The following is a 12,841-nucleotide window of genomic DNA, read 5'->3' on the forward strand; positions in this document are numbered from 1 at the left end:
CATGGACCGCTACACGGTCATCTCCGCCGACTGCCACGCGGGCGCCGACCTCCTCGACTACAAGCCGTACCTGGAGAAGAAGTACCACGACGACTTCGACGCCTGGGCGGCCGGCTATGTCAATCCGTACGAGGACCTCCTCGCCGACACCGCCGACCGCAACTGGAACTCCGGGCGCCGCCTCGCCGAACTGGCGGCGGACGGCATCGTCGCGGAGGTTGTCTTCCCCAACACCATTCCGCCGTTCTTCCCCTCCGCCTCCCTGATGGCCCCCGCACCCTCACCGGTGGAGTACGAACAGCGCTGGGCGGGCCTGCGCGCCCACAACCGCTGGCTCGCCGACTTCTGTGCCGACGCGCCCGGCCGGCGGGCGGGTGTCGCGCAGATCCTCCTGGGCGACCCGGCGGAGGCGGTCCGCGAGGTCCGCCGCACCAAGGAGGCGGGGCTCACCGGCGGTATCCTGCTGCCCGGCACCCCGCCCGGCTGCGGCATTCCGGAGCTGTACTCCCAGGTGTACGACCCGCTCTGGGCGGTCTGCGAGGAACTGGACGTACCGGTGAACCACCACGGAGGGTCGGCCTCCCCGCCGCTCGGAGACGAACCGGCGGCGCGCGCCGTCTTCATGGTGGAGACGACGTGGTTCTCCCACCGCGCACTGTGGCATCTGATCTTCGGCGGGGCATTCCGCCGCCACCCCGGGCTGAAACTGGTCCTCACCGAACAGGGCTCGGGCTGGATCCCGGGCGTCGTCGAGATGCTCGACTACTACCACGGCCGCCTGGTCGCGGCCGCCGGCCGGGCGGCAACCGCCGAGTCCAAGTTCGGTGCGGGGCTTGCCGCTTCGATGGGAGCGAGCCCCGGCGAGGTCTGGCGCGACAACTGCTTCGTCGGCGCCAGCTTCATGCGCCCCCACGAGGTGCCGCTGCGCGACCGGATCGGCCTCGACAAGATCATGTGGGGCAGCGACTACCCGCACGACGAGGGGACCGCCCCCTACTCACGGGAGGGTCTGCGGATCGCGTACGCCGGACTCCCGCCCGACGAGATCGCGGCAATGGTCGGCGGCAACGCCGCGCGCGTCTACGGGTTCGACCTGGCGGCGCTCGACCGCATCGCGGCCAAGGTCGGCCCGACGGTCGAGGAGATCGCCGAACCTCTGAAGGAGCCCCCGGCCGACGCGACCAGCCCCGCCTTCGCGCCGGGCGGGTTGGTGCGTGTCTGGTGACGTCGAGGGGGTTGCAAGCTGCTGTCGGTTTGCTGCAATGAAGTGAGTTGTGGTGAGTAGGAGTGAGTCCTGTCGGTGGGCGTGCGGGGTGGGAACGGGGGTTCTGGAGCCGAATGGGTGACCTTGGCGGCTGCTGCTCGTTGGGCTGGCTGGCAGGTGCCCGGTCGTGAGGGAGGGGGTGATGTGGTGGGTGGTTTACGGGAGTTGGCGGAACCGTTTGTGGTGCCCGGGCCTTGCGGGGTGGCGGTCCGGGACCGTCTCAAGCACCTCACGCCCCAGGACGAGAAAGTCCTCCGCCTGGTCGGTGAGCACCAGGGCCGTCTGGCCTCGCGTGACCTGAAGGCCCGTTGTGCGGATGGTCTGGAGCACGGTCCGGAGACCTGGGCGTCGCGCAAGCGGGACCTGACGAAGGAGTCGTCGTCGCGGATCGCGGGTGCGATCACCAAGGCCACGCACGATCAGTGGGCGCTCGCCCGGCGTTGCCAGGGCGCGCACATACAGACGCTGGAAGCCGGGATCAGGACGCTGCGGCACCGCCTGTCCCTCCCGATCGGTGCGCCTGGCACCAAGCGGGCCCCGGGCGGCTACCGCTCCCGGGGTGAGTGGTTCCACAAGTCCCGCCGTCTCGCGGCGCTGGAAGCCCGGCACGCCGCCGCGGTCCGTGACCGGCAGGCCGGACGGGTCCGGGTCGTACGGGGCAGCAAGCGTCTCCTCAACACCCGCCACCACCTCGCCGACGCCCACCTCACCGAAGACCGGTGGCGGGGACGCTGGGAAGCGGAACGCTGGTTCATCGCCGCCGACGGCGAGTCCGGGAAAAGGTTCGGGAACGAAACCATCCGCGTCACCGACACCGGCGAAGTGTCGATCAAGCTGCCCGCCCCGCTCGCGCACCTGGCCAACGCCCAGCACGGCCGGTACACCCTCGCCTCCACCGTCGCGTTTGCGCACCGTGGCGTGGAGTGGGCCGACCGCATCGCCGCGAACCGGGCCGTCGCCTACCGCATCCACCTCGACGTGGACCGTGGCCGCTGGTACCTCACCGCGTCCTGGCAACGCCCCGTCGTCCAGACCGTCCCGCTGGAGACCGCCCGCGCCCGGGGCATGATCGGCGTCGACACCAACGCCGATCACTTCGCCGCCTACCACCTCGACCCACACGGCAACCCCATCGGCGACCCCCGCCACTTCCCCTACGACCTCTCCGGCACCGCCGATCACCGCGACGCCCAGATCCGCCACGCCCTGACCCAGTTGCTGCACTGGGCCAAGCAGGCCGGTGTCGCCGCGATCAGTATCGAGGACCTCGACTTCATCTCCGAGAAGACCCGCGAGAAACACGGCCGCAGGAAACGCTTCCGGCAGCTCATCTCCGGCATCCCGACTGGCAAGTTCAAGGCCCGGCTGGTGTCCATGGCCGCCGAACAGGGCCTGAGCATTGTCGCGGTCGACCCCGCCTACACCAGCATGTGGGGTGCCCAGCACTGGCAGAAGCCGCTGGCCACCCCGCACCGCAGAATGTCCCGTCACGATGCCGCCGGTATCGCGATCGGACGCCGCGCCCTCGGACACCCGGTCCGGCGTCGGACGGCACCGCCCCCACACGACCGGAGTGATCGTGCGGGGCATCGGACCGCCCAGGCCCTACTAGGCACCCGAGGGCGTGAGGGATCCCGCCCACCCGCAACGGACCGCGTCCCAGGAGATGCGTCGCCGAACGGGACGCGAAAGCGGGAACCCAGTGCATCCCAAACCGTTCGGGATGCGCCCAGAACACATCAGTGGGTCCAGGACTCACTCATGCACACTGGCTAGGAACGGTGAGACCATCCCCGGGTGACGGATACCCAGGCACACAGTGAACCGCACGGCAACGGACTGGGCGCGCGGCTGAACTGGCTGCGCGCCGCGGTCCTCGGAGCCAACGACGGTGTGGTCTCCACCGCGGGCCTCGTCGTCGGTGTCGCCGGAGCCACCAACGACCGCGGCGCCCTGCTGACAGCGGGCCTGGCCGGGCTGCTGGCCGGTTCGATGTCGATGGCGGCGGGCGAATACGTATCGGTCTCCACCCAGCGCGACTCGGAACAGGCTGCACTGGCCACGGAGAAACGTGAGCTGAAGGAGACCCCGGAGGCGGAACTCGTGGAACTGACCGGCCTGTTGGAGGGCAAGGGCCTCAGCCACGAAGTCGCCCGCGAGGCCGCCCTCCAGCTCACCGACCGCGACGCGCTCCGCGCCCACGCGGAAGTCGAGCTGGGCATCAACCCGGACGTCCTGACGAACCCCTGGCACGCGGCGGGCGCCAGCTTCCTGGCGTTCACGGTGGGCGCGCTGCTGCCCCTGCTGGCGATCGTGCTGCCGCCGTCGTCGGTACGCTTGATCGTCACGGTCCTGGCGGTCCTGGCCGCGCTGGCGCTCACGGGGTGGTGGAGCGCACGGCTGGGCGACGCGGCGGTGGGGCGCGCGGTACTGCGGAACATGGGCGGGGGAGCGGTGGCGATGGCGGTGACCTATGGGGCGGGGGCGTTGCTGGGGGCGGTGGGGGTCTAGGACCTCTCGTGTGGAGGGCTGGACCATGCTGACCGCACCGGCGCGGGCGACCCGCCGCCTGCGGAGCCGCCGGCGAGCATGCTGTCGGAGCCGTTCCGCGGCGGCTCGGCTCTGCCCGACGGCCCACCGTTCGGCTCCCCGGAACCGGGGCCGAGCCCGCTCTGCGGGGGCAACTCGGTTGCGCAGGGGCAGGTCACTCGGGCGAGGATGCCGCATGAGCAGAGAGACGGACGAGGTACGCGACGCCATCGCGGGCGAGCTGCGACTGATGGACCCCGACGTGCGCACATCACGATCGCGGGCCCGGCAGCTGCTGGATCCGGATTTCGTGGAGGTCGGCGCCTCGGGTCGACGGTGGACGTATGAGGACATGCTGGCCGCGCTGCCCGAGATGGACGGTGCGGAAGAGGACGGCCCGCGCTTCGAGCCCTCGGACATGACCGGTGTCCTGCTGGCATCCGGGCTGGTGCACCTCACCTACGAGACCGTGATCGGTGGAAACCGGGCACGGCGGAGTTCACTCTGGCGCAGGCGGAGTGCGAGCGCGACGTGGCAGATGTACTACCACCAGGCCACACCGATCCCGCCCGAGGCCACATGAGCGGAATCGTGCGACGCCCCTCTTGGCAGAAGGTGCCAAAGGTTGCTGACATCGCGTCTCGCATACTTGTTGGTAACAACGTCTAGTCCCGGGCCGACCGGCAGCTCTACGGTGCTCGCATGGAGCCGAACCTGCCCGATGTCGTGCTGTGGTCCATACCGGCCTTCGTCCTGCTCACCGTTGTCGAAATGGTCAGCCACCGCATCCACCCCGACGAGGACGCCGCCGGGTACGAGACCAAGGACGCCGTCACCAGCGTCACCATGGGGCTCGGCAGCCTCGTCTTCGACCTGCTGTGGAAAGTGCCCATCGTGGCGATCTACACCGCGGTCTACGAGCTGACCCCGCTCCGCGTCCCCGTCCTGTGGTGGACGGTCCTGCTGATGCTGCTCGCGCAGGACTTCCTCTACTACTGGTCCCACCGCGGCCACCACGTCATCCGGATCCTCTGGGCCTGCCATGTGGTCCACCACTCCAGCCGGAAATTCAACCTCACCACCGCGCTGCGCCAGCCCTGGACCTCGCTGACCGTCTGGCCGTTCTATGTGCCGCTCGTGGCGTGCGGGGTTCATCCGGCGGCGCTGGCGTTCTGCTCCTCGGCCAATCTCGTCTACCAGTTCTGGGTTCACACCGAACGGATCGACAAGCTGCCCCGGCCCTTCGAGTACGTACTGAACACGCCCTCCCACCACCGGGTGCACCACGCGTCCCAGGGCGGCTATCTCGACCGGAACTTCGGCGGCATCCTGATCCTGTGGGACCGGCTCTTCGGTTCCTTCACCGCCGAGACCGACCGGCCGGTCTACGGGCTGACCAAGAACATCGCCACCCACAACCCGCTGCGCGTCGCGACCCATGAGTACGCCGCGATCGCCAGGGACGTACGGGCGGCGGGCAGCTGGGGCGAGCGGGCCGGGCGGGTCTTCCGCGGGCCGGGGTGGCAGCCGGCGTCCAGGGCCTCCGCCACCGTCGTCCCCGCACCCGGTCGCACCGGATGAGCGCCGCCACGGTCGCCGATCAGCGGGCGCGCCTCGTACGCCCCCTGCTCATCGCCTTCCTCGTCGCCTCCGCCGTCGATCTCTTCGGTGTCCTCGCCGATGTCGGCAACGCGCACCTCGTCGCCAAGCCGCTGCTCATGCCGCTGCTCGCCGGGTACGCCGCCGCCCGCCGCGGCCCCCGGCCGCTGATCGCCGCGCTGCTCTTCGGCTGGGGCGGCGACACGCTCCTGCTGCCGGACGCCGACGCCGCCTTCCTCATCGGCATGGGCTCCTTCGCCGCAGGTCATGTCTGCTATCTGTGGCTCTTCGGGCGTGCCCGGAGTTCCGTGCTGCTCGGTGTCGCGTACGCGGCCGTCCTGGCCGGCTTCCTCGTCCTGCTCTGGGGCGGGCTGCCCGCGGACCTGCGGATCCCGATGGCCGGGTACAGCCTGCTGCTCACCGCGATGGCCTACCGGTCCAGTACCTTCGGCCGGTACGCGGCCGTCGGCGGGGCGCTCTTCCTGCTCTCCGACGCGCTGATCGCCACTGGCATCGCCGACCTGCCCCAGCTGCCCGCCCCCGACTTCTGGATCATGCTCACCTACATCGCGGCGCAGTTCCTGCTGACCGTCGGAGCGCTTGCACCGGGTGCGAAATGGGCCCTTGTCACCCCTGGGGCGTACCGTGAGCGGGGTATCAGCATCTGAGATCAGCAAGGACCCCCACGCATGCGCGCCACCGTCATCCACGCCCCCCACGACATACGTGTGCAGGAGGTGCCGGACCCGACGATCCAGCAGCCCACCGATGTGGTGCTGCGGGTCCTGCGGGCCTGTATCTGCGGCAGCGACCTTTGGGCGTACCGCGGCGAGTCCGCCCGGCAGCCCGGCCAGCGGATCGGCCACGAGTTCCTCGGGATCGTCGAGGAGGCGGGCTCGGAGGTCGCTGGATTCGCGGTCGGCGACCTGGTCGTCGCCCCCTTCGTGTGGTCCGACGGCAGCTGTGAGTACTGCGCCGAAGGCCTGATGACGTCCTGCCCGCAAGGCGGCTTCTGGGGCTCGGTCGGCTCCGACGGCGGCCAGGGCGAGGCCGTCCGCGTCCCGTTCGCCGACGGCACACTGGTCAAGCTCCCGGCCGCCGCCGCGTCCGACGACCGACTGCTCACGGCGCTCCTGGCCCTGTCCGACGTGCTCGGCACCGGCCACCACGCGGCCGTCGGCGCGGGCGTGAGGCCCGGCTCCACGGTCGCGGTCGTCGGCGACGGGGCGGTCGGCCTGTGCGGCGTCATGGCCGCCAAGCGGCTCGGCGCCGAGCGGATCATCGCGCTGGGCCGCCACCAGGTGCGTACGGACATCGCCCGCCGCTTCGGCGCCACGGACGTCGTCGCCGAGCGCGGCGAGGCGGCCGTCGCGGCCGTACGGGAACTGACTGGCGGCGCGGGCGCGCATGCCGTGATCGAGGCCGTCGGCACCGAGCAGTCGATGCGTACGGCGGTCGAGATCACCCGCGACGGCGGCTCGATCGGCTACGTCGGCGTGCCGCACGGCAGCGGTACCGGGCTTGATCTGGGCGTCATGTTCGACCGGAACATCGCCCTGCGCGGCGGCGTCGCCCCCGTGCGTGCGTACATTCCGGAACTGCTCCCCGACGTCCTGTCCGGCACGATCGACCCGTCGCCCGTCTTCGACCTCACCATCGGCCTCGACGAGGTCCCCGCGGGCTACCGGGCGATGGACGAGCGTACGGCGCTGAAGGTCCTCATCAAGCCGTAGCGGACCCCGGAAGTGAACCGTGCGGGCCCGGTGGACGGGACATGTCCGCCGGGCCCGTTCCGGTCAGCGGGTGCCGCCGGTGGCAGCCGCGGTGACACCCCACACCGGAGAATCCGCGCCCAGCAGGCCCGGCGGGCGCGACCAGTCCGCCGGGCCGCCCGCGAAGGACACCGGCGGCAGGGCGTACCGCAGGCGTCCCATCGCACTGTCAGTGGCGCCGAGGTGCTTCTCGGGGTCGTACGTCTCCGCCGCGCCGTCGGCCGACTGCTCCGGGAGGCCGTTGCACAGCCAGTGCGCCGTCTGCCCGAGCGCCAGCCGCAGCAGCCGCGAACCGCCGTCGTCGTGCTGCTCGGACAGCGCCCGCAGCACCCCCGCCGCCAGCAGGTACCCGGTGCCGTGGTCGAGGGCCTGCGCGGGCAGCGCGCCCGGTGCTCCCGCGCTTCCCTCCAGCGTCGCGACGCCGGTGGCCACCTGGACCAGGCTGTCGAAGCCGCGCCGCTCGTGCCACGGCCCGTACCGGCCCCACGCGGACACCTGCGCGAGGACCAGACCGGGACGGCGTACGGCGAGTGCCTCCGGAGTCAGGCCGTACGCCTCCAGCGCACCCGGCCGGTATCCGGTGACCAGTACATCGGCGTCGGCGAGCAGCTCCTCGAACGTCGCCCGCCCGGCCCGGTCGTGCAGGTCCAGGGAGACCGACCGCTTGCCGAAGCCCGTGTCGTTGTGGGCGTCCTGACTCTCCGGCAGCTGCGGCGCATCGATCCGCAGCACGTCCGCGCCCAGCAGTGCCAGCGTGCGGGTGGCGACCGGACCGGCGAGGACCCGGGTCAGGTCCAGGACCCGGAGCCCGGCGGCGGGCAGCAGCGGCGAACCCGACCGTGGGGGGAGGCGGCGCGGCGTCACCGGTTCCGGCCCCTCGGTCCGTTCGAGCGTGAGCAGCGGGCGTGCGGCGATCGCAGCGCCCTGCTCGTGCGCCGCCCACTCCTCGGGGGTGCGCAGCGCGACCGCCAGACCGCCCGCGGCGTACACCGTCTCCTCGATCTCCACCGACCGGCGCTCGGCGAGCACGGCCGCCACCGTGTCCACACCGGTGTCGTCGGGCAGACCGAGCGCGGTGAGCAACCGGGCGCGGTGGTGCGGGTAGTTGGCGTGGGTACGGACCCAGCCGTCGGCCGTCCGCCAGAACCGGGACAGCGGGGCGAACGTCGTCGGCGCGCGCCCGTCGATCCTCAGGTGCCGCTCGCTGAGGAACGCCGTGCCCACCGCCCCGTCGTCGACCCGGACCTGCGGTACGGGACCGCCGCCCCGCATGCGGCGCGCCGCGAGTTCGGCGGCGGCCAGCGAACAGACCGCGACAGTGGAGCGGGCCAGCTCCAGGACGGGCAGCCGGGCGGGCAGCGCACCGGTGGGTCCGCCGAATCCGATACGGCCGAGAAGCGTGGGGTCACCGCCGAGAGCGGCCCAGGCCTGCTCCGTACCGGAGCTCTGTACGTGTGTCATGTCCGCACTATGGCACTGAGTGCCACTTTTGCGTAAGGAAGGGCCGGGGACGCCCCCGGCCCTTCCCGCTTTACGCCTCCCGACTACGTGCCGGTTACCTGCGGACCGCGTCCAGCGCGTCCACCACACCGGCACCGTAGAAGCCGTTGAGGTTCTTGGAACCCTCGCAGACGGCGTCGATCTTGCCGTCGTTGTTGATGTCGTACGGGGCGCCGCACGCGGTCGCGTCCGCCTGGGACATCAGCAGCGCCTTCACCGCGGCCGCTGGGGCGTGCGGGTGTGACGACTTGATCAGGGCCACCACGCCCGCGACATGCGGGGAGGCCATCGACGTACCGGCCTTGTAGCCGTACTTGCCGCCCGGCAGCGTCGACAGGATCAGACCGCTCGTGGCCGGCGGTGCGGGCGTCTGGTAGATCGTCGAGTCGCCGCCCGGGGCAGCCACATCGATGATCCCGTTACCGTAGTTGGAGTACGAGGCCTTCAGGCCCTTGGCGCCGGTCGCGGACACCGTGACGACACCCGGCAGCATCGTCGGGATGTCGAGGCACTCCCGTGGGTCGATGGTCCGGGTCACCGGCGTGGTGTCGTTCGGGCTGGTCGAGTCCTCCAGCGCGTCGGCGGCCAGGTCCTGGCGGCTGTTGCCGGCCGCGGCGACGTTGACCGTGCCCTTGCGCTCCGCGTACTGGCTGGCGCGGGTGACCGCTTCCACCAGGGCGCCCTGGTCCGGGTCGTTCTTGCAGTTGAAGAGCCAGGGGTCTGTGTAATAACTGTTGTTCGTGACGTCGACGCCGTGTTCGGCGGCCCAGACGAAGCCGCAGACGACGGCCTCGGTGTAGAAGAACCCGCTCGGGGTCGACACCTTGATACCCGCCACCTTCACGCCCGGCGCAACACCCGTCACGCCGATGCCGTTCTTCGCGGCGGCGATGGTGCCCGCGACGTGCGTGCCGTGGTCGCTCTCGCCGGTCTGCGGACGCCAGGCGCCGTCTGTCGTGTCCGGCGCGCCGCTCACACAGTTCGCCGACGCCCCGCGGTCGAAGTTCGGCGCCAGATCCGGGTGCGTGTCGTCGACACCCGTGTCGATGACCGCGACCGTGACGTTCCTGCTGCCCAGCGACACCTGGTGTGCCTGGTCCGCCTTGATGGCGGGCAGGTCCCACTGGAGGGGCTCCATCGGATCCTGGTCGCCCGTGGCCTCCGCGGCAGCGGTCCGCGCCTCCTCGGCGGAGAGCGGCTGCTCGACCCCGATGTCCTTGGTGGCCTGCGGAACGATGGGGTTGGTGCGGGTGGCCCCCGCCGACTCGACGCCCTCGACCCGGCGGATCGACTCCGCGAAGTCCGGGTTCTGCGAGTGGACGACGATGACGCCGATCTGCTCATAGGCGATCACCACCGTGCCGCCGGCCGCGGCTATCGCCTTCTTCACCTGCGTGACGGTGCCGTGACTGGCACGGGTGTTGACGACGTACGACAGCTTCGGGCCGTCCGTCGAGACCGCCGCCGTGGGCAGTCCGTCCGACGGGGCGGCGGATGCGGCGCTCGTCGGCAGGAAGCCGAGTGAGGCCGTGAGGGCCAATCCGACGGGCAGCGTCAGTACGCGGGTCCGTCTGGATCCCAGATGAGCCATGGGGTCTCCACATCATCCGTGTCAGCCGACCGGACACAGGGTGTGTCCGGCCGTGTGCATGAACGGTGAAGCTATCGCTGATCATCCGGCTCATCAATGAATTGGCGTCATTCAGTTCGAAATGTGGAGCGCGGCCGCCGAGCGACCACGGACTTCGACGTCACGAACAGCCCGACCAGCAGCTGCTCCAACACGTACGACATCCGTTCCGTCGGCACGCACGAGGCCGGGCATGTTTGTGAATGAGCCATGTCGGAGCTGGGCACGGGAACCTCACCATGTGCACCAACTCGTTCAGGTGCTCGACGAAGGCGAGGACGCTCGGCAAGAGAGATCCTCGGTCTTCGGAGCATCAACCAGGGAGGACGACTGTGAGTTGGGGCGGACGGACTTCAGGCGTGCTGCTGGCGGCAGCCATCATGGTGTCGACAGCCGCATGCTCGGCCACCGGCAATACCGACGGGGAGGAGTCCTGCGCCATTCAGTTCACGTAACAGGACCGCACCTATGAGGACGTTGCGCATGTGGACTTCACGGTCGGGCAGAAGCTCGGAACCGTGACCGAACCACCGTGCAACGACGTCGGCGCCCAGGACGAGGGAGAGGAATCTCCCGGAAGCGTGAACGCCTACCGAGTGGAAGGTGTGTCGCCCGAGGCGGCCATCGCGGTCGGGGCCACACCTGACGAGGCGGTTTTCGTGGCCTCGTACGTCGGCGACGAGCTGCCGCCCGAGGTGCAGAAGCTGATCGACGCATCATGACCCGGTGCGCGGGACGCCGCTGAGCGAACGGCAGCGGCGTCCCGCGCACCCCTCGGCCCGGTGGTGCGCCGTTGACGCATGGCGGTCAACCACCGCAGGAACCGGCCACGAGTTCCTCGGGATCGTCGAGGAGGCGCGCTACCGGGCGATGGGCGAGCGCACGGCGCTGAAGGTGCTCGTCAAGCCGTGAGGCCATGACGACGGGGCCGGACGGGAAGTGCTTCCCGTCCGGCCCCGGTTGCGCAGAGGTGCGGAGCCGACTACTTGACGGCGTTCAGGGCGTTGACGACGCCGTGGCCGTAGTAGCCGTTCACCTTGCTGTCGCCCTTGCAGGTCGTCGCGTCGACCAGCTGGCCGGACGAGTTGTAGACCTTGGACGGGCAACCCGGGTTGACGGCCTGGGCCTTCAGCAGCTCCTGCAGCTGCGCAGGCGTGGCCTTCGGGTGCGTGCTCTTCAGCAGGGCGGCGACGCCCGCGACATGCGGGGTGGCCATCGAGGTGCCCTGCTTGTAGCCGTACTGGCCGTTCAAGACCGTCGAGAGCACACGGCCGTTGGCGTCCGGGGTGGCCGGGATCTGCCACCTGTCGCCGCCGGGGGCGGACACGTCGGCGACGCCCAGGCCGAAGCTGGAGTAGTACGACTTGAAGCCCTTGACGCCGGTCGCGGAGACCGTGACGACGCCCGGCAGCTGAGTCGGGATGTCGAAGCACTTGTGCGGGTCCACGGTGCGCGGTCCCGGGGTGGTGTCGTTCGGGCTGGACGGGTCGAGGATCTCGTGCGACGCCAGGTCGTAGTTCTCGTTGCCGGCCGCGGCGACATTGAGGACGCCCTTGCGCTCGGCGTACTTCGTGGCGCGGGTGAGGGCGTCGAGCAGAGCCTTCTGGTCCGGGTCGTCCTGGCAGTTGAAGTACCAGGGGTCGACGTAGTAGCTGTTGTTGGTGACCTCGATGCCGTGCTCGGCGGCCCAGACGAAGCCGCAGACGACCGCCTCGGTGTAGAAGAGGCTGGTGCCGGGCTCACTGACCTTGATGCCGGCCACCTTGACACCGGGGGCGACACCGGTGACGCCGATGCCGTTGCGGGCGGCGGCGATCGTACCGGCGACATGCGTGCCGTGGTCACTGCCGTCGGTGTACGGACGCCAGGCGCCCTCGGTCGTGTCGGCCACGCCGCCGACGCAGTTGGCCGACTGCTCCCTGGAGAAGTTCGCCTTGAGGTCCTCATGGGTGTCGTCGACACCTGTGTCGATCACGCCGACGGTGACCGAGGCGCTGCCATCGTTGATCTTGCTGGCCTCGTCGGCCTGGATGGCGCGCATGTCCCACTGGTTGGGCTCCAGCGGCTCCTGGCCCGGGCCTGCGGCCGCGGCGGCCTTCGCGGCCTCCTCGGCGGTCAGCAGCTCGGTGCTTCCCTCCTCGGTCGTGGCGACGGACCGGAGCGGGGCGGTGCGGGTGGCACCGGCCGACTCGACTCCCGGGGTGTTGCGAATGGTCTTCGCGAAGTCGGGGTTCGAGGAGTGGACGACGATCACGCCTATGCGGTCGTGCGATGTCACGATCGTCCCGCCGGCCGCGGCTATCGCTCGGCGGACCACACCCGTGCTGTGTACGGGGGTGGTGTTGACGACGTACGACAGCTTCGGGCCGTCCGTCGAGACCGCCGCCGTGGGCAGTCCGTCCGACGGGGCGGCGGATGCCGCACTCATCGGCAGGAAGCCGAGCGAGGCCGTGAGGGCCAATCCGACGGGCAGCGTCAGTACGCGGGTCCGCCTGGATCCCAGATGAGCCATGGGGTCTCCACATCATCCTGTCAGCCGACCGGACA

11 protein-coding genes and 1 pseudogene are annotated in these 12,841 nt (G+C 70.5%); 9 read left to right on the top strand and 3 right to left on the bottom strand.

All coding sequences use genetic code 11. The features are described 5' to 3' along the window. Position 1: 1 nt before the first annotated feature. The 7 genes from OG972_RS31235 to OG972_RS31265 all read left to right on the top strand — a co-directional run bounded on the left by OG972_RS31235 (position 2) and on the right by OG972_RS31265 (position 7,125). A complete protein-coding gene (locus OG972_RS31235; RefSeq protein ID WP_266987133.1) occupies positions 2 to 1,225 on the top strand; it encodes an amidohydrolase family protein in 1,224 nt (407 codons plus the stop codon). 186 nt (positions 1,226 to 1,411) lie between these two features. Next, positions 1,412 to 3,040, top strand: a complete 1,629-nt coding sequence (locus OG972_RS31240; protein ID WP_266990818.1) for an IS200/IS605 family accessory protein TnpB-related protein — start codon at positions 1,412 to 1,414, stop codon at positions 3,038 to 3,040. Positions 3,041 to 3,061: 21 nt separating this feature from the next. Further along, the gene (locus OG972_RS31245; protein ID WP_266987135.1) at positions 3,062 to 3,775 is read left to right on the top strand and encodes a VIT family protein; all 714 of its coding nucleotides are present in this window, start codon (positions 3,062 to 3,064) and stop codon (positions 3,773 to 3,775) included. A 214-nt stretch (positions 3,776 to 3,989) separates the two neighbouring features. Further along, on the top strand, positions 3,990 to 4,376 hold the full coding sequence (locus OG972_RS31250; RefSeq protein WP_266987137.1) for a nuclear transport factor 2 family protein: 387 nt from the start codon (positions 3,990 to 3,992) through the stop codon (positions 4,374 to 4,376). Positions 4,377 to 4,495: 119 nt separating this feature from the next. After that, a complete protein-coding gene (locus OG972_RS31255; RefSeq protein WP_266987139.1) occupies positions 4,496 to 5,374 on the top strand; it encodes a sterol desaturase family protein in 879 nt (292 codons plus the stop codon). Next, positions 5,371 to 6,060 (top strand): lysoplasmalogenase, encoded by a 690-nt coding sequence (locus OG972_RS31260; protein ID WP_266987141.1) that lies wholly within the window; start codon positions 5,371 to 5,373, stop codon positions 6,058 to 6,060. Before OG972_RS31255 ends, OG972_RS31260 begins: the two co-directional genes overlap by 4 nt. Before the next feature lie 21 nt (positions 6,061 to 6,081). Continuing rightward, positions 6,082 to 7,125, top strand: a complete 1,044-nt coding sequence (locus OG972_RS31265; RefSeq protein ID WP_266987143.1) for a zinc-dependent alcohol dehydrogenase family protein — start codon at positions 6,082 to 6,084, stop codon at positions 7,123 to 7,125. 63 nt (positions 7,126 to 7,188) lie between these two features. On the opposite strand, the gene OG972_RS31270 is transcribed toward OG972_RS31265, so the two are convergent. Together OG972_RS31270 and OG972_RS31275 are read right to left on the bottom strand one after the other, a co-directional pair. Beyond that, entirely contained in the window at positions 7,189 to 8,625 is a 1,437-nt protein-coding gene (locus OG972_RS31270) for a CoA transferase (protein ID WP_266987145.1), read from the bottom strand. Between the two features lie 94 nt (positions 8,626 to 8,719). Beyond that, positions 8,720 to 10,255, bottom strand: coding sequence for a S8 family serine peptidase (locus OG972_RS31275; RefSeq protein WP_266987147.1), 1,536 nt, complete (start codon positions 10,253 to 10,255; stop codon positions 8,720 to 8,722). A 506-nt stretch (positions 10,256 to 10,761) separates the two neighbouring features. On the opposite strand from OG972_RS31275, the pseudogene OG972_RS31280 reads away from it, so the two are divergent. Further along, a pseudogene (locus OG972_RS31280) lies at positions 10,762 to 11,016 on the top strand (DUF6281 family protein); the annotation flags it as partial. Positions 11,017 to 11,020: 4 nt separating this feature from the next. Continuing rightward, the gene (locus OG972_RS31285; protein WP_266987149.1) at positions 11,021 to 11,206 is read left to right on the top strand and encodes a hypothetical protein; all 186 of its coding nucleotides are present in this window, start codon (positions 11,021 to 11,023) and stop codon (positions 11,204 to 11,206) included. A 70-nt stretch (positions 11,207 to 11,276) separates the two neighbouring features. Here OG972_RS31285 and OG972_RS31290 read toward each other — a convergent pair whose 3' ends face one another. Beyond that, the gene (locus OG972_RS31290) at positions 11,277 to 12,806 is read right to left on the bottom strand and encodes a S8 family serine peptidase (protein ID WP_266987151.1); all 1,530 of its coding nucleotides are present in this window, start codon (positions 12,804 to 12,806) and stop codon (positions 11,277 to 11,279) included. Positions 12,807 to 12,841: the final 35 nt, after the last annotated feature.

Origin of the sequence: Streptomyces sp. NBC_01669, assembly GCF_026339735.1 — a bacterium.
Classification (GTDB): domain Bacteria; phylum Actinomycetota; class Actinomycetes; order Streptomycetales; family Streptomycetaceae; genus Streptomyces; species Streptomyces yanii.